Source organism: Nocardia sp. NPDC003693 (assembly GCF_053981095.1).
Window position 1 is genome coordinate 37,530 of sequence record NZ_JBSFNO010000015.1, and the last position, 18,169, is coordinate 55,698.

At 68.6% G+C, this 18,169-nt stretch carries 14 protein-coding genes; 7 read left to right on the forward strand and 7 right to left on the reverse strand.

Features of this window, described 5'->3' with window-relative positions; genetic code table 11:
• The first annotated feature begins 70 nt into the window (after nucleotides 1-70).
• Entirely contained in the window at nucleotides 71-2,383 is a 2,313-nt protein-coding gene (locus ACWDOP_RS18310; protein WP_456346047.1) for an arylsulfatase, read from the forward strand.
• A gap of 162 nt (nucleotides 2,384-2,545) precedes the next feature.
• On the opposite strand, the gene ACWDOP_RS18315 is transcribed toward ACWDOP_RS18310, so the two are convergent.
• Nucleotides 2,546-3,037 (reverse strand): Dps family protein, encoded by a 492-nt coding sequence (locus tag ACWDOP_RS18315; RefSeq protein ID WP_354987595.1) that lies wholly within the window; start codon nucleotides 3,035-3,037, stop codon nucleotides 2,546-2,548.
• 213 nt (nucleotides 3,038-3,250) lie between these two features.
• On the opposite strand from ACWDOP_RS18315, the gene ACWDOP_RS18320 reads away from it, so the two are divergent.
• The 6 genes from ACWDOP_RS18320 to narI all read left to right on the forward strand — a co-directional run bounded on the left by ACWDOP_RS18320 (nucleotide 3,251) and on the right by narI (nucleotide 11,648).
• On the forward strand, nucleotides 3,251-3,988 hold the full coding sequence (locus tag ACWDOP_RS18320) for a hypothetical protein (protein WP_456346048.1): 738 nt from the start codon (nucleotides 3,251-3,253) through the stop codon (nucleotides 3,986-3,988).
• Between the two features lie 579 nt (nucleotides 3,989-4,567).
• On the forward strand, nucleotides 4,568-8,329 hold the full coding sequence (locus ACWDOP_RS18325) for a nitrate reductase subunit alpha (protein ID WP_456346049.1): 3,762 nt from the start codon (nucleotides 4,568-4,570) through the stop codon (nucleotides 8,327-8,329).
• Between the two features lie 10 nt (nucleotides 8,330-8,339).
• Nucleotides 8,340-10,061, forward strand: a complete 1,722-nt coding sequence (narH, locus tag ACWDOP_RS18330; RefSeq protein WP_456346129.1) for a nitrate reductase subunit beta — start codon at nucleotides 8,340-8,342, stop codon at nucleotides 10,059-10,061.
• Nucleotides 10,058-10,237: a hypothetical protein gene (locus ACWDOP_RS18335; protein WP_456346050.1), complete on the forward strand. Its 180-nt coding sequence runs from the start codon at nucleotides 10,058-10,060 to the stop codon at nucleotides 10,235-10,237. The genes narH and ACWDOP_RS18335 overlap by 4 nt, the downstream gene beginning before the upstream one ends.
• Nucleotides 10,234-10,914 (forward strand): nitrate reductase molybdenum cofactor assembly chaperone, encoded by a 681-nt coding sequence (narJ, locus tag ACWDOP_RS18340; RefSeq protein ID WP_456346051.1) that lies wholly within the window; start codon nucleotides 10,234-10,236, stop codon nucleotides 10,912-10,914. Before ACWDOP_RS18335 ends, narJ begins: the two co-directional genes overlap by 4 nt.
• A complete protein-coding gene (gene narI, locus ACWDOP_RS18345) occupies nucleotides 10,911-11,648 on the forward strand; it encodes a respiratory nitrate reductase subunit gamma (protein WP_456346052.1) in 738 nt (245 codons plus the stop codon). The genes narJ and narI overlap by 4 nt, the downstream gene beginning before the upstream one ends.
• A gap of 11 nt (nucleotides 11,649-11,659) precedes the next feature.
• Here the strand turns inward: narI and ACWDOP_RS18350 are convergent, their stop codons facing one another.
• From ACWDOP_RS18350 to ACWDOP_RS18375, 6 genes are all read right to left on the reverse strand, one after another.
• Nucleotides 11,660-13,099, reverse strand: a complete 1,440-nt coding sequence (locus tag ACWDOP_RS18350; RefSeq protein ID WP_456346053.1) for an RNase H family protein — start codon at nucleotides 13,097-13,099, stop codon at nucleotides 11,660-11,662.
• A 179-nt stretch (nucleotides 13,100-13,278) separates the two neighbouring features.
• The gene (locus ACWDOP_RS18355) at nucleotides 13,279-13,527 is read right to left on the reverse strand and encodes a three-helix bundle dimerization domain-containing protein (RefSeq protein ID WP_454203549.1); all 249 of its coding nucleotides are present in this window, start codon (nucleotides 13,525-13,527) and stop codon (nucleotides 13,279-13,281) included.
• 128 nt (nucleotides 13,528-13,655) lie between these two features.
• Complete coding sequence (locus tag ACWDOP_RS18360) at nucleotides 13,656-13,847, reverse strand: DUF397 domain-containing protein (RefSeq protein WP_456346054.1); 192 nt, start codon at nucleotides 13,845-13,847, stop codon at nucleotides 13,656-13,658.
• A gap of 21 nt (nucleotides 13,848-13,868) precedes the next feature.
• Nucleotides 13,869-14,654, reverse strand: coding sequence for an SDR family NAD(P)-dependent oxidoreductase (locus ACWDOP_RS18365; protein ID WP_456346055.1), 786 nt, complete (start codon nucleotides 14,652-14,654; stop codon nucleotides 13,869-13,871).
• A 97-nt stretch (nucleotides 14,655-14,751) separates the two neighbouring features.
• Entirely contained in the window at nucleotides 14,752-16,494 is a 1,743-nt protein-coding gene (locus tag ACWDOP_RS18370; RefSeq protein WP_456346056.1) for an N-acyl-D-amino-acid deacylase family protein, read from the reverse strand.
• Between the two features lie 6 nt (nucleotides 16,495-16,500).
• On the reverse strand, nucleotides 16,501-18,159 hold the full coding sequence (locus ACWDOP_RS18375; protein WP_456346057.1) for a class I adenylate-forming enzyme family protein: 1,659 nt from the start codon (nucleotides 18,157-18,159) through the stop codon (nucleotides 16,501-16,503).
• Nucleotides 18,160-18,169 lie beyond the last annotated feature (10 nt).

The window sequence follows — 18,169 nt, forward strand, 5'->3', positions numbered from 1 at the left end:
ACGATCACCGGTTGCGCGCAGCACGAATGAAACCCTGGCGAGCGGCGGTGCCCGGAACTTTGCTGGGCGGATGCCTGTTCCCCCGCATGCCCGTGGCTATGAGAACTTCGCCGGCGAGATCGGCCGCACCACCGCCGAGTCGACGCCCGAATGGGTCTACCCGCCCGCCGCCCCCGCCGGCGCGCCCAACATCATCGTGGTCCTGGTCGACGATATGGGCTTCAGCGATATCGGGCCCTTCGGCTCGGAGATCGAGACCCCCACCCTGGACCGCCTGGCCGCCACGGGCCTGCGGCTCACCAACTTTCACACCACCCCGCTGTGCTCGCCGTCCCGGGCGGCGCTGCTGACCGGAGTGAATTCCCATCGCGCGGGCTTCGGTTTCGTCGCCAACGCCGATCCGGGATATCCGGGACTGCGCCTGGAACTCGCCGACGACGTGCTCACGCTGCCGGAGATCCTGCGCGCCAACGGATATGCCACCTACGCGGTCGGAAAATGGCATCTGGTGCGCGATGCCACGCTGCATCCGGGCTCGCATCGCGATTCCTGGCCGACCCAGCGCGGATTCGACCGGTACTACGGGTCTCTGGAGGGCCTGAACTCCTTCTACCATCCGAACCAGCTGATCTCGGACAGCTCGGCGGTCGAGGTCGAGGAGTTCCCCGAGGACTACTATCTGACCGACGATTACACCGATCGCGCCATCGGCTATCTCAAGGATCTGCGCGCGCACGACGCCGACAAGCCGTTCTTCCTCTACTTCGCGCACACCGCCATGCACGGGCCGTTGCAGTCCAAACCCGCGGATCAGGCCAAGTACCGGGGCAGATACAAGGAGGGCTGGGATCGCCTGCGGCAGAGCCGATTCGCCGAGCAGCTCGCCCAGGGACTGTTCCCGCCCGGGACCCAGCAGAAGCCGCGCAACACCGAGCCGGGATACGAAGCGCAGGAGTGGGATTCGCTGACCCCGGAGCAGCAGTCGCGTTTCGAGCGGTACATGGAGGTGTACGCGGGCATGGTCGACAGCATCGACCAGAGCCTGGGGCGCATCGTGGACACCCTCGAGCAGTTCGGCGAGCTGGACAACACGATCATCGTCTTCACCTCCGACAACGGCGGCACCGCCGAGGGCGGCCCGGAGGGCACCCGCACCTACTTCGCGCAGTTCGCCCAGGTGGACGAGCCCGACTGGGAACGCGACGTGCCGCACGACGACGAACTCATCGGCACGGCCCGGCTGGGCGTGCACTATCCGCGCGGCTGGGGGCAGGCGTCCAACACCCCGTTCCGCTTCTACAAGGGGCAGACGTTCGCGGGCGGCGTGCGGGTGCCGTTCGTCCTGTCCTGGCCCAAGGGTCTGCCGCGCACCACCGATGACGCGGGCGTGCGCCAGGAGTACACCTACGTCACCGATCTGGCTCCCACCCTGCTGGAGCTGGCCGGGCTCGAGCGGCCCACCGTCCGGAACGGCTTGCCCGCCAAGGATTTCGACGGCGTGTCCGCGGTCGATGTGCTGCGTGATCCGGGCGCGGTGTCCCGGCACACCGAACAGTATTCGGAGATGACCGGGCATCGCGGTTTCTACCGGGACGGCTGGAAGCTGCTGGCGCTGCTGGAGCCCGCGCGCGGCATCGATGATCCGCGCTGGCAGCTCTTCGACGTCCGCACCGATCCCACCGAACTGCACGATCTGTCCGAGCGATTCCCGGAGAAGGTGGCCGAACTGGCTGCCGCCTGGGACGAGGCCGCCTGGAACAACACGGTGTTCCCGCTGCTCACGCGCCAGGATCTGGCCCTGCGCCGGCCCGAGGAGGCGCGGCTCACCGACCGCGTGCGCATCCTGCCCGGCACCGCCACGCTCGAGCGGTACCGCTCCCAGCGCCTGATCGCGTACCGGGACTTCACCATCGCCGCCGAACTCGCCGGGTTCGAGCCGGGAGACGCGGGTGTGCTCGTGTCGCACGGTGATCCGCTCGGCGGCTATGTGCTCTACGTGGAGCACGATCGCCTGCACTTCACCTACAACGCCTACGGCCGCGAGCACACCGTGGACGCCGGTCCCATCCCGGCGGGCAGCCGGAATCTGAGCGTGTCCGCGACGGTGCGGCCGCATCTGCGCTGGGACTTCTCCCTCGGCATCGACGGCGTGCAGGCCGCCGTGCTGACGGACCAGGTGCAACTGGTGGGCATGGCGCCGTGGACGGGCATCACCGTCGGGCTCGACGCCCGCGGCCCGGTCTCCTGGGACCTGCGCGAACGCCGTGGCGTCTTCCGCTACTCGGGCGCGCTGCGCTCGGTCACCTACCTGCCGGGCTCGATCGGCGTCCCGGAGGAGACACAGCGGGCGCTGGACTCCGAGGCGGAGCTGATCGCGGAATAGAGATCCCGTGCGAAAGCCCGCCCGGCGTCAGCAGGCCGGGCGGGCTTTCGATGGTCGGTGGCCGGGCGCTCGCAACCGGTCGCGTTCCGGACGTCCGGTTCCGCGCCGTGCGAAAAGCCGTTCGCCGAACGGGAGTGGGCTGTGCTCCCGTTCGGCCGCCGGTCAGTCCGCGAGCTGGGCCTGGAACATCCAGCGATGCTCCTCGATCTTGGCCGTGATGGAGATGAACAGATCCTGGGTGACCGGGTCCGCGGTCTCGGTGGCGGCGATATGGCCGCGCAGGCGCTGGGTCAGCTTGTCCAGTACCTCGACGATGCCCGATACCGCTTCATGGGTGCGCAGGTAGCCGGTGGGCAGCTGCGGCAGGCCCTTGGCCTCGGCGACGGTCGCCGCGCGGCCGTCCGGGGAGATACCCAGTGCCGCAGCACGTTCGGCGACGGCGTCGGAGAACTCGCGGGCGCTGTCGACCACCTCGTCCAGGTGCAGGTGCACGGTCTTGAAGTCGCGGCCCACCACGTTCCAGTGCGCCTGCTTGGCCAGCAGCGACAGATCGACGAGATCGGTCAGCGCCGACTGCAGGGCCAGGCCGACCGCCTTCTGCTCGGCCTTACCCAGCGGGCTGGTGATCGGGGTCCGGGACAGTGTGGTGGTCATATCGCACTCCTTCTGAACGATGGTCGTTTTCTGGAATGACTCCAATCTAGCGCGAGGCGCGGCGGGATGCCACCGATTCGTCCCACGACTTCGGTCACCTTCTGAAGAATGTGTGATCCAGACCGCGCCGCTGTGTCGGGGACCACTGCTAGCGTGCGGAGCGGAGTACCCGGCGGGACGGAGGCCGGGCGCACAACTGCAGAGGATGTACCGGTGGAACTGGGGAAAGACCCGCGCGAGGGCGAGCATACGAACGCGGGCGCGACAGCCGATCACGCGCCGGGCAGGCGCTCACCGCACGGCACGGCCGAACTGCCCGCGGTGTGGGGACAATCGGCCCCGGCGGCCGCGGCACCGCCGCCCGCGAGCGAGCAGACCCCGAATTACCCACCGACGACACCGTTTCCGGCGCTGGGCAACGCCCCGGCCGCGAGCTCCGCACCGCCGCCGAGCGCCTATCCACCACCGCCCGCCGGCGGCTACGACCCCATGCCACCGTTCCCGGCGGGCGGGGACGCGGGCTACGGCTATCCCCCGAATCCCCACGGCTACAACCCCTATGGGCCGTACACGCCGATTACGGTCATGCCCTCGGCGGTGAAGGCGGCGCGGGTGATCGCCTTCCTCTTCGGGGGATTGGGCATCGCGGTGATCGTCGCGGCGACGATGGTGGGCAACGCCTACCTCGCGGGTGCGGCGGTCGGCGGCTTCTTCGCCCCCATCGTGCTGGCCAGCCTGGCGTTCGCCTACGGTTCGGGCGGCAACGGACTGCGGGTGACCTCGATCGTCTTCGCGGTCATCACCGCGTTCATGGGACTCGGCGGGGCGGCGAGCCAGTCACCGCCCGGACCACTGGGCTTCATCGCGGGGGTGGCACTGGTGATCCTGCTGTCCGGGCGCAACGCCTCGGCCTGGTTCAAGCGGCCCCGGGACACCACGCCCGTGGCCTGAACCGCGCACACCGGCGGCGCGGGCGGGGACGGAGCACGTCCCCGCCCGCGCGCCGCGACCGCGTGTCCCGTTCGGATGGAATGGGGATTTACGGGCGCTCCGCGATGCGGACGCGGTTCGAATGTCCGATTCGGGATGTCACACTCCGCATTTCGTACCGCGCGCCCGGTGCCGCCGAATTCGGTGGCGATTATTCAGCAAACGCGAATACCGACGGGTAATCCACGCCACTCCGAAGCGGCGACACGGTAGCCGGGTTGGCGGAAAATCGCGTACAGGTCCCCTTCCGAAACGTGTTAACAAATGTAAACCGCCGGAGAACCAGCCGTTTCCAAAGCATCACCGTGACACCTCCGGAACCCCTGGAACGGGCTGTATTTCAGCGGTTCACCCTCGGTAACCGCAGGTCACGCGCGATCACCGGGGGTATTGCCGCTATCGCGCAGTGACCGTGAGGTTGCGGCGATCTCACAACTCACCGGCGGCCGTCGCGCACTGTGAGAACCTGGTTTTGATGCCCGCAATGTCGTCCCTACAGTCGAGCCAGCAGCCCGGTTTTTCTCACTCGATGGGGGCGTCATGGCTAACTCGCATACCGGAACTTCCTCCGCGGATGCACTTCTTCGACTGGGAAAGTACTTCAATCGCGGCGAGGTTTCCGGCGATCTGCGCACCCTGCATCGGGTGGGCGGGCGCGAGGCCGACGAGTTCTATCGTGATCGCTGGTCCCACGACAAGGTGGTGCGCTCCACGCACGGTGTGAACTGCACCGGTTCGTGCTCCTGGAAGATCTACGTCAAGGACGGCGTGATCACCTGGGAATCCCAGCAGACCGACTACCCCTCGGTGGGTTCGGACAAGCCCGAGTACGAGCCCCGCGGCTGCCCGCGCGGCGCGTCGTTCTCCTGGTACACCTACTCCCCCGCGCGCATCCGCTACCCGTACGTGCGCGGCGTGCTGCTGGAGCTGTACCGCGAGGCCAAGACCCGGCTCAAGGATCCGGTGCTGGCGTGGGAGTCCATCGTCGAGGATCCCGCGAAGGCCGAGTCCTACAAGTCCGCTCGCGGTCGCGGCGGCTTCGTGCGCGCCGAATGGTGGGAGGCCGCCGAGATGGCCGCCGCCGCCCACGTGCACACCATCAAGAAGTACGGCCCGGACCGCGTCGCCGGCTTCTCCCCGATTCCGGCCATGTCCATGGTCAGCCACGCCGTCGGCGCGCGCTTCATCTCGCTGATCGGCGGCTCGATGCTGTCGTTCTACGACTGGTACGCCGACCTGCCGGTGGCCTCGCCGCAGGTCTTCGGCGACCAGACCGACGTGCCCGAGTCCGCAGACTGGTTCGACGCCGGCTACCTCATCATGTGGGGCTCCAACGTCCCGGTGACCCGAACCCCGGACGCGCACTACATGACCGAGGCCCGCTACCGGGGCCAGAAGGTCGTCGTGGTGTCGCCCGACTACGCCGACAACACCAAGTTCGCCGACGAGTGGATGCCCGCGCGCCCCGGCACCGACGCCGCGCTGGCCATGGCCATGGGCCACGTCGTGCTCAACGAGTTCTTCGTCGCCAAGCGCACCGAGCGCTTCGACGACTACATCAAGCGCTACACCGACCTGCCGTACCTCATCACGCTCGAGGACAAGGACGGCGTCGCGGTACCGGGCAAGTTCCTCACCGCCGCCGACCTCGGCGAGACCGGCGAGGGTGCGGAATTCAAGCCGGTATTGCTCGACGGCGAGGCAAATCCCCAGGTGCCCAACGGATCCCTCGGCGATCGCTTCACCGAAGCGGGCAAGGGTAAGTGGAACCTGGACCTCGGGGACGTCGATCCCCTGTTGACTCTGCACGGTCGCACCGACGACGCTGCGGCCGTGCAGTTCCCCCGCTTCGACGAGCCCACCGCGGGCGTCCTCACGCGCGGTGTGCCGACCACCGTCGTGGCGGGTAAGCGGGTGACGACGGTGTTCGACCTGTTGCTGGCCCAGTACGGGGTAGCGCGATCGGGGCTGCCCGGCAGCTGGCCTACCGGGTACGACGATCCCAGCGAGCCGTACACACCGGCCTGGCAGGAACAGATCACCGGCGTCCCCGCCGTCCAGGCGGCGCGCATCGCCCGCGAATTCGCCGACAACGCCGATAAATCCGGCGGGCGCTCGATGATCCTCATGGGCGCGGGCACCAACCACTGGTTCCACTCGGATCAGATCTACCGCGCCTTCTTCACCCTGACGCTGCTCACCGGCTGCCAGGGCGTGAACGGCGGCGGCTGGGCGCACTACGTGGGCCAGGAGAAGTGCCGTCCGGTAACCGGCTGGGCCACACTGGCTTTCGGCCTGGACTGGCAGCGGCCGCCACGCCAGATGCAGGGCACCGTGTTCTGGTACCTGACCAACGACCAGTGGCGCTACGACCCCTTCACCTCCGAGGCGTTCGCCTCGCCGCTGGCCAAGGGCGAGTTCGCCGGGCGCACCGCCGCCGACAACATCGCGCTCGCAACGCGGTTGGGCTGGATGCCGTCCTACCCGACGCTGAACCGCAATCCCCTGGATCTGGCCGACGAGGCCGAGGCCGCGGGCACGAGCGCGGCCGACTACGTGGTCGAGGGCCTGAAGTCCGGTGAGCTGCGGTTCGCCTGCGAGGATCCCGACGCCCCGGAGAACTTCCCGCGCGTGCTCACCGTGTGGCGCGCGAACCTGCTCGGCTCCTCGGGCAAGGGCAACGAGTACTTCCACAAGCATCTGCTGGGCGCGGACTCCAACCTGCAGACCGGCGAGGCCACCGGCGTGCGGCCGCAGGAGCTGGTCTGGCGCGAGGAGGGCGCGACCGGCAAGCTGGATCTGCTGCTGTCACTGGACTTCCGCATGACCAGCACCACCATGTACTCCGACATCGTGCTGCCCGCCGCCACCTGGTACGAGAAGCACGATCTGTCCTCCACCGACATGCACCCCTTCGTGCACGCCTTCACCCCGGCCATCTCCCCGCCGTGGGAGACCCGCACCGACTTCGACGCCTTCCACCGCATCGCGCGCGGCTTCTCCTGGCTGGCCGAGAAGCACCTCGGCGTCCGCAAGGACATCGTGGCGGTGCCGCTGCAGCACGACACCGCCGACGCGCTGGCCCAGGCCGGCGGGCGCGTACTGGACTGGAAGAAGGGCGAATGCGAGCCCGTTCCGGGTAAGACCATGCCCAAACTCGTGGTGGTGGAACGGAATTACCCCGCCGTCGCCGAGAAGATGGCCGCGCTGGGACCGTTGGTCGAGACGCTGGGGCTCACCACCAAGGGCGTGGTCACCCATCCGGCCGAGGAGGTCGAGTACCTCAGGGGTCAGAACGGAACCGTCGTTTCCGGTGTGGCACAGGGCCGTCCGTCGCTGGCCAAGGACACCCACGCCGCCGAGACGATCCTCGCGCTGTCCGGCACCACCAACGGCCGCCTCGCCGTGGAGGGCTTCGAGGATCTCGAGGAGCGTACCGGCACCAAGATGGCGGATCTGGCGGCCGAGCACGAGGGCAAGCGCATCACCTTCGCGGACACCCAGGCCCGGCCGGTGCCCGTCATCACCTCGCCCGAATGGTCGGGCAGCGAGACCGGCGGCCGTCGCTACTCGCCCTTCACGATCAACACCGAGCGGCTCAAGCCCTGGCACACCCTCACCGGGCGCCAGCACTTCTACCTCGATCACGACTGGATGATCGAACTCGGCGAACAGCTGCCGATCTACCGGCCGCCGCTGGACATGACGGCGCTGTTCAGCGAGCCCGGCATCGGCTCGGTCAACGAGCACGGCGGGGTGACGGTGCGCTACCTGACCCCGCACTCCAAGTGGTCGATCCACTCGGCGTACCAGGACAACCTGCACATGCTCACGCTCTCGCGCGGCGGTCAGGCCATCTGGATGTCGAACGTCGACGCCGCGAAGATCGGTGTGTCGGACAACGATTGGATCGAGGCCGTCAACCGCAACGGCGTGGTGGTGGCCCGGGCGATCGTGTCGCACCGCATGCCCGAGGGCACGGTGTTCATGTACCACGCCCAGGACCGCACGGTGAACGTGCCGCGCATCGAAGGGCCACCGACCACGACGAACGGCAAGGGCGGCAACGGTTCCAACGGCAACGGCTCCAACGGCAACGGCGCCGACCAGCCCGACGACTTCAAGGGTCGCGGCAAACGCGGCGGCATTCACAATGCGCTCACCCGCATCATGATCAAGCCGTCGCATCTCATCGGTGGTTACGCCCAGCAGTCCTTCGCGCTGAACTACCACGGCCCCACCGGAAATCAACGCGACGAAGTGACGACGATTCGTAAGCGCTCGCAGGAAGTGGAGTACTGACATGCGCGTCATGGCACAGCTCGCGATGGTCATGAACCTCGACAAGTGCATCGGCTGCCACACCTGCTCGGTCACCTGCAAGCAGGCGTGGACCAACCGCGGCGGCACCGAGTACGTCTGGTTCAACAACGTGGAAACCCGTCCGGGACAGGGCTATCCGCGCCGGTACGAGGACCAGGAGAAGTGGAAGGGCGGGTGGACCCTCAACAAGAAGGGCAAACTCACCCTCAAGTCCGGCTCGCGGATGAAGCGACTGCTCAACATCTTCGCCAATCCGGATCTGCCCACGGTGTCGGACTACTACGACCCGTGGAGCTACGACTACGAGAACCTGCTCTCGGCGCCCGCCATGGACACCAGCCCGGTGGCCCGGCCGAAATCGCTCATCACCGGCGAGGACGCCAAGGTCACCTGGGGCGCGAACTGGGACGACTCGCTGGGCTCGGGCCCCGAGCAGGTCGCCAAGGATCCACTGCTCGGCAAGCTGGAGGACAAGGTCAAACTCGAATTCGAGGAGACCTTCATGTTCTACCTGCCGCGCATCTGCGAGCACTGCCTCAACCCCTCGTGCGCGGCGGCCTGCCCCTCGGGCGCCATCTACAAGCGCTCCGAGGACGGCATCGTGCTCGTCGACCAGGACAAGTGCCGCGGCTGGCGGCAGTGCGTGAGCAGTTGCCCGTACAAGAAGATCTACTTCAACCACAAGACGGGCAAGGCGGAGAAGTGCACCTTCTGCTACCCGCGCGTGGAGGTCGGCATCCCGACCGTGTGCTCGGAAACCTGTGTCGGGCGACTGCGGTACATCGGCGTCATGCTGTACGACGCCGATGCCGTACAGGCCGCGTGCGAGGTCAAGGACGACAAGGATCTGTACCCCGCGCAGCTGGGCGTCTTCCTCAATCCGCATGATCCGCGCGTGATCGCCGAGGCCGAACGGGCCGGCATCTCGCCGGAATGGATTCAGGCTGCCCAGGATTCGCCGTGCTACAAGCTCATCGTCGACTACCAGATCGCGCTGCCGCTGCATCCGGAGTACCGCACCATGCCGATGGTCTGGTACGTGCCGCCGCTGTCGCCGGTGGTGGACGTGCTGTCCGAGACCGGGCACGACGGCGAGAACGTCGACAATCTCTTCGGCGCCATCGACGCGCTGCGGATTCCGCTGGAATACCTGGCCGAACTCTTCACCGCCGGTGAACTCGGCCCGGTGCGCTCCTCGCTGCAGCGGCTCGCGGGCATGCGCGCGTTCATGCGCTCGATCAACCTCGGCCAGGAACCCGATCTCACCATTCCGGATTCGGTGGGGCTCGAGCCGGAGGAGATCGAGGCCATGTACCGGCTGCTGGCCATCGCCAAGTACGAGCACCGGTACGTGATTCCGCAGGGCGCGACCTCGCGGGCGCACGAACTGGATTCGCTGGCCACCGGCTGCAGCCTCGACACCGACGGCGGGCCCGGCATGACGGCCTTCGACGTGATGGCGGAGAAGTTCCACCTCACCGATACCAACGGGGCCGCGCCGGAGGAGAAGTCCACGCGGATCAACCTGCTCAACTGGGACGGTAAGAACGCCTCGGGACTGCTGCCGGGACGCAACGGCTCGAACGGCAACGGGTCGAACGGCAACGGGCACAACGGGTCCGGAGCCAACGGCAACGGTCACAGCGCCAACGGCAACGGCGGCGCCGCGAACGAGCCCGGAGCCACCCTCCCGGCGGGAGCGAACCGATGAAGCTGTTCACCCTGCGCCGCCGGCCCGCACCAGCCGTCCCCGCCGTCGAGCACGACGCCCGGCTGGCCTGGCGGCTCGGCGCACTCCCGCTGGACTACCCCAACGCCCGGGCCGATCGTCGCCTCCCGGACGGCCTCGGGGCGGCCGCCGCCGAATCCACCGGAGTCACGCCATGAACCTGCTGAAACTGCGCAGGCGGCCCGAACCCACCGTCGAACTCTCGGACCGCGACCGGCGACTGGTCTGGCGGCTCGGCGCGCTGCTGCTGGACTATCCGAGCGTCACCGCGCTGGAGATGGCCGGCGAATTGGCCGCGGCGGTTGCCGAACTGCCGAATTCGGTTCGCGTGCACCTGGACCCGATCATCGAGCACCTGCGCGCGGGCACGCCCATCGCGCTGGCGCGGGAGTACGTCGAGACCTTCGACATGCGCCGCCGGGCCAGCCTGCACCTGAGCTACTACGCGTACGGCGACACCCGCAAGCGCGGTATGGCGCTGCTGCGGTTCAAGCACGCCTACCGGCACGCGGGGATGGAACTCGGCGACGAGGAACTGCCCGACTTCCTGCCGGTACTGCTGGAATTCGCGGCCACCGTCGACCCGGTGGGCGGCGAACGCCTGCTCGGCGAACACGTCCCCGTGCTGGAACTCCTGCGACTCTCGCTGTCCGACAGCGGATCACCGTACGCCGGCGTTCTGGCCGCCGTCACCGCGACGCTGCCGCCGGTCACCACCGCCGACCGCAGGCGCATCGCCGAACTCGCCGCGCAGGGACCGCCCGAGGAAGAAGTCGGCCTGGAGCCGTTCGCCATGGACCCCCTGTCCTTCACCGGAGCGGAAGGCCGCCGATGACCAGCACCCTGTGGATGACACTGCCCTACGTCGCCTTCACCTCGTTCGTGCTGGGCCACCTGTGGCGGTATCGCAACGACCAATTCGGCTGGACCACACGGTCTTCGCAGATCTACGAATCCCGGCTGCTGCGCCTGGGCAGTCCGCTGTTCCACTTCGGCATGCTCGGCGTCTTCGGCGGACACGTGCTGGGCGTACTGATCCCGGCGTCCTGGACCGCCGCCATCGGCATCTCCGATCACCTGTACCACGTGGTCGCGGTGTCGGCGGGCACGGTCGCGGGCGTCGCGGTCATCCTCGGCATCGCCATTCTGCTGTACCGGCGCTTCACCGTGCCGGCCGTGCGGCAGGCGACCACGACCAACGACAAGTTCATGTACGCCCTGCTGGCGGGTGCGCTCATCACGGGTCTGCTCAACACCGTGGGCAGCAACCTGCTGTGGGGCACGTACAACTACCGCGAGACCGTATCGCCCTGGTTCCGTAGTCTTTTCACCGCGCATCCGCAGCCGGAGCTCATGGTGGGCACGCCGTGGACCTTCCAGGCGCACGGGCTCATCGTGATCACCCTCATCGGGGTCTGGCCGTACACCCGGCTCGTGCACATGTTCAGCGCGCCGATCGGCTACCTGGTGCGACCGTACGTGGTGTACCGCAGCCGGGAGACCAACGCGGTCGACAAGCGGCGCTTCGCCCGGGCCTGGGACTCCCCGGTGATCCCGCCCGAGCGCTGAGGATCGGCGCGCTACCAGCGTGCGGCGCGGGCCAGGCGGTGTGCCTCCTCGTTGAGGGGGTGACCGTCGTGGCCCGCTATCCATTTGGCGCTGAAGGGAATCGCGCGGCCGATCGCGCGGTGCACGTAGTCCTGGACCGCGGCGGACACGGTGAACGGGAGCGTGTTGGCCGTCCGGTTGCGCAACGCCGCGTTCACGGCCTCCACCGCCTGATCGCAGTCGGACAGTATGCGCAGGCGGCGATCCGAGAGTTCGGGCGCGAGAGCGGCTTCGCAGATGGCGATGAGCTCGGACTCGACCGAGGACTTGCCGTCCACGCACTTGCCGCCGCCGCTGCGGCCGTCGGCGGTCACCCAGGCGTAGCCGCCCACCGGGCCGAATCCGGAGGCGTCGGTGGCCACCGCGAGCACGCCGGGGGCAGCGGGCGATACCCGCGGCAGCGCGCCGGAGGAGACCTCGCTGATCGACTGCCGGGCGGGATGTTCGCGCACCGCCAGGCGCAGGCGATCGGCGAGCGCGCTGCCGTCGACGGTGAAGGTGAAGCCCTCGCGTTCCCAGGTACTCCGGTGTTCCCACACCACCGTGCGCACCCGATCCCACAGCTCGGCGTGCTCCTCGGCGATGCGGTCGGCGGCCGCGGCGCAGCACCATTCGCGGACCGAATCGGTGGCGGCGTTCACGCGGCCGGCGACCTCGTCCTTCATGGCGATGCAGCGGCGCACCGCCGCCCGGCGCTGCACCCGCAGGTCGGCGAGTTCCTCGTAGAGTTCGGCGACCCAGGTGAGCGCGAGTTCGAAGGAGGCGCCGCGCGCCTCACGCGCCACGGCCAGGGCGGCCTCGAGGTCGGAGCGCAATTCCTCCTCGATGCCTTTGAACGCGCGTTCCCAGCGCTCCACCACCGCCGGGTCGTCCGAGCCCGCGACGTGCGCGCCGGAGATGACGCGGCGGATTCGCTCGACGAAGGCGTTCTGGTCGAGCGAAAGCAGCTGTTTCCCAGCGGGACTCGTCGTATCGACGAGCCAGCCGTAGCGCACCGCCCACGCCCACCAGTCGTGCGAGGGCAGGCGCGTGCGTTCGGGGGCCAATCCGCATTCCAGGGACGCTTCCCCGAAGGCCGCCTCGTATTCGCGCGGCAGCAGCAGCCCCACCAGCCACCCGCACACCTGCTCGAACCCCTTGGGACCCTCGCGGCGCAGCGGATGCTCCTCCGCGCGCACCTGTGCCATGGCCGTCAGCCGCAAACTCTCGGTGCGGTGCCACATATCGGCCAGTTCCGCGCGCTCGGCCCGGCCCGCTTCACGCAGTTTGGCCAGGCTCAAATCCCGCATGAGCAGTGTCTCGAGATAGTGCAGCGCGTCGATGCGCCGTTCCCGCATCCCCGGATCGTGCAGCGCCGCCAGCAACTCCCCCGAGGCGGTCCCCTCCACCTCCTCCCAGCACGCATCCAACATGACATCGAAATCTCTTCGTAGAGAACCGATCCGCCCTGAGTCATCCCCGCCGTGTCCCACCTCCTTGACGTTAGCGTCCGAGCACGACACTTTTCGGCGCTTACACGAAAAAGCGCGAGACGCGACGGGGGTTCACACACCGCACCGCCGTGTCTCGCGCGCCGGGATTCGCCCGGTTCTCAGGTCATGCTCTCCCGCAGCCTTTTTCGGGCGATGCGCTCGGCGAGCAGCGGCAGGAAGGCTTCCACCTTCGCTTCCCGGGCGATGTACTCGTACGCCGACTGGACCGTGGCGTCCACGGTGTCGGCGGCCACCAGCTCGGTGAATTCGGTGTTCAGGCGGGTGGTGACCCGCTGCAGGGCGACCTGAACATCGGGGCTGAGCCCCGAGGACGGGTTCGAGGCATGTGCGACAGGCGTTTCAGTCATCGCGAACTCCGGCCGATTCGATCGGTAGAGATGTGCGATGGGGCCCGCACACCCACCAGTAGAGATTGCCTCCCCCACCTTGCGCCAACACGAACGCTCGGTGAACGGCTGGTGGGCCGGCGCCCCGCCTACCCGCAGTTCCCGGCGCGCAGAGCGGCGGTGAACGCGTCCCAGGCTCGCGGACCGAAGGTCAACGCCGGACCGCCACGGCGCTCTCGGTTCTCGCGAACGGGCGAGAGTTTCGGCGGGTGCCGGTGGGCAACCTTCATCGACTGCGGGGGCGGCATCGAGCGTGAGGCGGTGCGTCGCGGGGACGGCATCCGCCCCCGCGACGACTTCGATCAGCTCCCGGCGAGCTTCGCCAGGTTCGGGAAATTGCTGATCTCCCAGCCGCCGTCCACCACCAGCTCGGTACCGGTGATATACGAGGCGTCATCGGAGGCCAGGAACAGGCAGGGGGCGGTGATCTGTTCGGGGGTCGCGGCCGCGCCCAGGGGAATCCGGTCCAGGAACATCTGTTTCGCGGGCTCGTAGGCCATCACCGCCGCCACCAGCGGGGTGTCCACCAGGCCGGGCAGGACCGAGTTCACCCGGATGCGGTGGGGCGCCAACTCCAGGGCGGCGTTCTTGGAGAACATCACCACACCCGCCTTGCCGGTGGCGTAGGGGCTGCCGCCGGGCATCGGGATGCGGCCGTCCAGGGACGAGATGTTCACGATCGCACCGCCGTTGCCGCTGTCGCGCATCAGGCGGGCCTCGTGCTTGGTGCACAGGAACACGCTCTTCTGGACCAGGTCGACGGTGAAATCCCAATCGGCCTCGGCCATATCGGTGATCGCGCCGATCCGGGAGCCGCCCGCGACGTTGAATGCCGCGTCCAGGCGGCCGAAGCGTTCGGCCGCGACGCCTATCGCCCCGGCCACCTGCGCCTCGGCGGTCACGTCGGCGGTCACCGGAACGAACGCGTCGCCGAGTTCGGCCGCCTTCTTCGCCAATCCGGGCTCGTCGATGTCCAGGCCGATCACCGACGCGCCCTCGGCGACCAGGGCGGTGGCCAGGGACGAACCGATGCCGGAGGCGGCGCCGGTCACGACGGCAACCTTGCCGCCGAATCTCGCAGTACTCATTGGACTCTCTTCCTCGGGTCCGGGCATGCGCCGAACGCACACCCGGGCCGGAAACTGCTGCTGGTCAGTGGATTTCGCCGCCTGCGCGGGTACCGGATCAGCGTCGGCCCGCGCGCAGGAACCGGCCGGTGCGCCGCTCGCCCAGGTGCGGCGACTTCTCACCGCGGCCGAACACGTACTCGCCGTTGACGAGCACCGCGGTGACGGTGGCGTCGTTGCGGTTCACCATGCGGGAGAGGTTGTCGTACTCGGGCACCATGCTCTCGGCATACGCCTCGAGCGATTCGTCGAGCTTGGCGGGATCCACGATCACCACGTCGGCGCGGTCGCCCGCGCGCAGATGTCCGGCGTCCAGGTCGTACCAGTCCGCGAGCTCACCGGTGAGACGGTGCACGGCGTGCTCGACGGTCATGAACGGCTTACCCGCCTGCTGGGCCCGGTGCACGCGCCCGAGCAGGCGCAACCCGAAGTTGTAGAAGGCCATGTTGCGCAGATGCGCGCCGGCGTCCGAGAAGCCCAGTTGCACACCGGGATCCGCGGCCAGTCGATCCAGGACCTCGGGACGGTGATTGGAGATGGTGGTGTGCCAGCGCACCTTGGAACCGTGCTCCACCACCAGATCCAGGAAGGCGTCCACCGGGTGCAGACCACCCCGGTCCAGGCCGACCTGCCCGAAGGTCTTCCCGATGACGCTCGTGTCGGGGCATTCGGTGATCTCGGCGTCGAAGAAGTCGCGGTGCCACACGCGCGGACCGTACTTCTTGTCGTAGTCCCTACGGAACCAGCGCCGGTACTCCGGATCGGCCAGCAGGTCGCGCCGCTGTTCGAGCTGGTTGGACAGGTGCAGGGCCGCCGCACCGGAACCGAACTCCTCGAAGACGGGCAGGTCGATGCCGTCGGAGTAGACCTCGAACGGAACCGGCAGATGCTGCCAGCGGAAGTTGCCGCCGAGCCGGTTCACGATCTTGGCCAGCAGCGGGAAGATGTGCACCACCCCCGGAATCGCCTTGATATCGGCGGCCGAGAGCAGACTGACCTTCAGATTCGGCCGCCCGATACCCAGCGAACTGGCCACCATGGCGATCAGACTCTGCGGGCGCGGCACGTCGGGACCACCCTGGAGCGCCCGATTGCGCTCGCGCAGAATGCGATTGAGCCGCCGTCGCTCCTTCGCCGTGGCGTAGGTCGACGGCAGGGTGCGCGAACGGCACACCTCACCGTCCAGCTTGTCGAACAGCAACTGCTGCGACGACATCCCCACGAATCCCGCGTCGAGCGCCTCGGACAGCTTGTGCTCCATGGCTTTCAGTTCGGCCTCGGTGGGCCGCACGTCGGGCCGGGTGGCGCGATCCAGCCCCATCTGCGCGGCGCGAATATCCGAATGCCCGATGAACGCCGCGAGATTCGCGCCCAGCGGCAGCGACTCGAGCGCCGCCACGTAGCCGTGCGCGCTCCGCCAGGTCTTGAGCCCGTCCATCGCCGCCACCACGTGCTTGCGCGGGATGGCCTCCACCCGGCCGAACAGATCCCCGGCGTCGGGACCGTCGACATGCACGGTGGACAGCGAGCACGAACCGAGCAGGATCGTGGTGACGCCGTGCCGCACCGACTCCGACAGCGACGGGTCCAGCAGCACTTCCACGTCGTAGTGGGTGTGGATGTCCAGCATGCCGGGCATCACCCACTGCCCGGCCGCGTCGATGACGCGGCCGCAGCCGGCGTCGTCCAGGCCGCTGCCGATATCGGCGACCCGGCCGTCACGGATGCCGATATCTCGCACGGCCGACGGCGCGCCGGTGCCGTCGAACCAGCGCCCGCCCTTGATGAGGATGTCGTACACGGTCTTTCACTCCCCCACCGACAGCTCGCGGCGCAGCACCTTGCCGGTCGCGTTGCGCGGCAGCGCATCCGCGGTGACCAGCCAGCGCGCGGGCACCTTGAAATAGGCCAGGCGCTGGGCCACGTGGTCCCGGAGTTCGTCCACGGTGACCGCGTCCGGATCGGCCACCACCACGACGGCGGCCACCTCCTGCCCGAGATCCTCGTGCGGGATGCCGATCACGGCGGATTCCTGTACCAGCGGATGCTCGTCCAGGGCGTTCTCGATCTCGGTGGGATAGACGTTCTCGCCGCCGCGCAGGATGAGATCCGAACGCCGCCCGGCCATTTGCAGCCTGCCCTCGGACAGGAAGCCGAAGTCGCCCGTGCGCAGCCAGCGGTTCTCGTCGATGCTCGCGCCGGTGGCGACATCGTCGTTCCAGTAGCCGAGCATGACGTACGCGCTGCGGATGCAGATCTCGCCCTCGACACCGTCCGGCACCACCTTGCCCTCGGGATCGCGAATCTCCACCGCCACACCGATGATGGGCCGGCCGACCGTCTCCGGCCGCGCCGCCAGCTCGGGCGGCGTGGCCACCGTCGCTGCGGTGCCGCTCTCGGTGCACCCGTAGCTGGTGGTCAGGGCCACCTGCGCCACGGGCAGGCGCTCGCGCAGGCGGGCCTGCAGGGCGGGCGAGGACGGCGCGGCGTTGAGCGAGAACGCCGCGAGCGAGGTGAGGTCGTACCGCTCCAGGTCCGCGTCCAGCAGGCGGCTGGCCATGGTGGGCACCGCGCCCCAGTTGGTGATGCGCTCGGACTCGATGAGCCCGAGCACCCGATCCGCCTCGAAGGCCCCGGTCTGGAAGATGACGGCGTCGCCCGTGCGCAGGCGCGGGATTACCAGGTTGTGCAGGCTCGCGATGTGGAACAGCGGCGAGGTCGTCAGGAAGCGGCGGCTGGTGGGCGAACCGTCCCAGGGCAGGCCGCGGAAACCGGCCGCCAGGGCGTCGGTGAAGCGGTGATAGTCGCTGACCGCCACCATGTTCCGGTGCGAGTGCACCACACCCTTGGGACGTCCGGTGGTGCCGCTGGTGTACAGGATGCAGGCCGGATCGTCCTCGCCCACGGTGGTTTCCGGCAGCTCGCCGGCGAATTCGGCGACCAGCGCCGGCAGGTCGGTCTCCATGGTGAGCACCGGGACGCTCGCACCGCTCTCGGCGAGCAGCGCGGCCCGCTTGGCGTCGGCGATCACCACCTTCGGTTCGGTGTGCGCGAGGCCGTAGGTGATCTCCTGCGGCGCCCACCAGGCGTTGTAGCCGACCGGGATCGCGCCCAGGCGCTGTGCGGCCCAGAAGGTCAGCACCCATTCGGGGGTGTTGGCCGCCAGAATGCCGATCCGGTCGCCCTTACCGACGCCGTAGCGCTCGGCCAGGGCGGCGGCCAGCGCGCCCGCCGCCGCGTGATGCTCGGCGAAGGTCACCCGGGTGTCCCCGGAGACCAGGTAGTCACGGTCGCTCAGCGCCCGTGAATCGTCGAGCACTTCGAGCAGGGAGCGGCGGCGATTCCGGAACACCGGGATGGTCGCGCCGAGCACCGGCTCGGCGGTCATCTCGAACGGCCCGCCCGGTCCGGTGAGCTTCGCGGCGATCTGGGCCGCGAGTGCTTGGAGGTCAACGGCTTGCGTCATGGATCAATCC

Excerpts from the sequence above, each read along its gene's own strand:
- ACWDOP_RS18315 (WP_354987595.1), bottom strand. The coding sequence starts at position 3,037 with ATGACCACCACACTGTCCCGGACCCCGATCACCAGCCCGCTGGGTAAG.
- ACWDOP_RS18335 (WP_456346050.1), top strand. The coding sequence starts at position 10,058 with ATGAAGCTGTTCACCCTGCGCCGCCGGCCCGCACCAGCCGTCCCCGCC.
- narH (WP_456346129.1), top strand. The coding sequence starts at position 8,340 with ATGGCACAGCTCGCGATGGTCATGAACCTCGACAAGTGCATCGGCTGC.
- ACWDOP_RS18325 (WP_456346049.1), top strand. The coding sequence starts at position 4,568 with ATGGCTAACTCGCATACCGGAACTTCCTCCGCGGATGCACTTCTTCGA.
- ACWDOP_RS18360 (WP_456346054.1), bottom strand. The coding sequence starts at position 13,847 with ATGCCGTCCCCGCGACGCACCGCCTCACGCTCGATGCCGCCCCCGCAG.
- narI (WP_456346052.1), top strand. The coding sequence starts at position 10,911 with ATGACCAGCACCCTGTGGATGACACTGCCCTACGTCGCCTTCACCTCG.
- ACWDOP_RS18355 (WP_454203549.1), bottom strand. The coding sequence starts at position 13,527 with ATGACTGAAACGCCTGTCGCACATGCCTCGAACCCGTCCTCGGGGCTC.
- ACWDOP_RS18310 (WP_456346047.1), top strand. The coding sequence starts at position 71 with ATGCCTGTTCCCCCGCATGCCCGTGGCTATGAGAACTTCGCCGGCGAG.
- ACWDOP_RS18375 (WP_456346057.1), bottom strand. The coding sequence starts at position 18,159 with ATGACGCAAGCCGTTGACCTCCAAGCACTCGCGGCCCAGATCGCCGCG.
- ACWDOP_RS18365 (WP_456346055.1), bottom strand. The coding sequence starts at position 14,654 with ATGAGTACTGCGAGATTCGGCGGCAAGGTTGCCGTCGTGACCGGCGCC.
- narJ (WP_456346051.1), top strand. The coding sequence starts at position 10,234 with ATGAACCTGCTGAAACTGCGCAGGCGGCCCGAACCCACCGTCGAACTC.
- ACWDOP_RS18350 (WP_456346053.1), bottom strand. The coding sequence starts at position 13,099 with ATGTTGGATGCGTGCTGGGAGGAGGTGGAGGGGACCGCCTCGGGGGAG.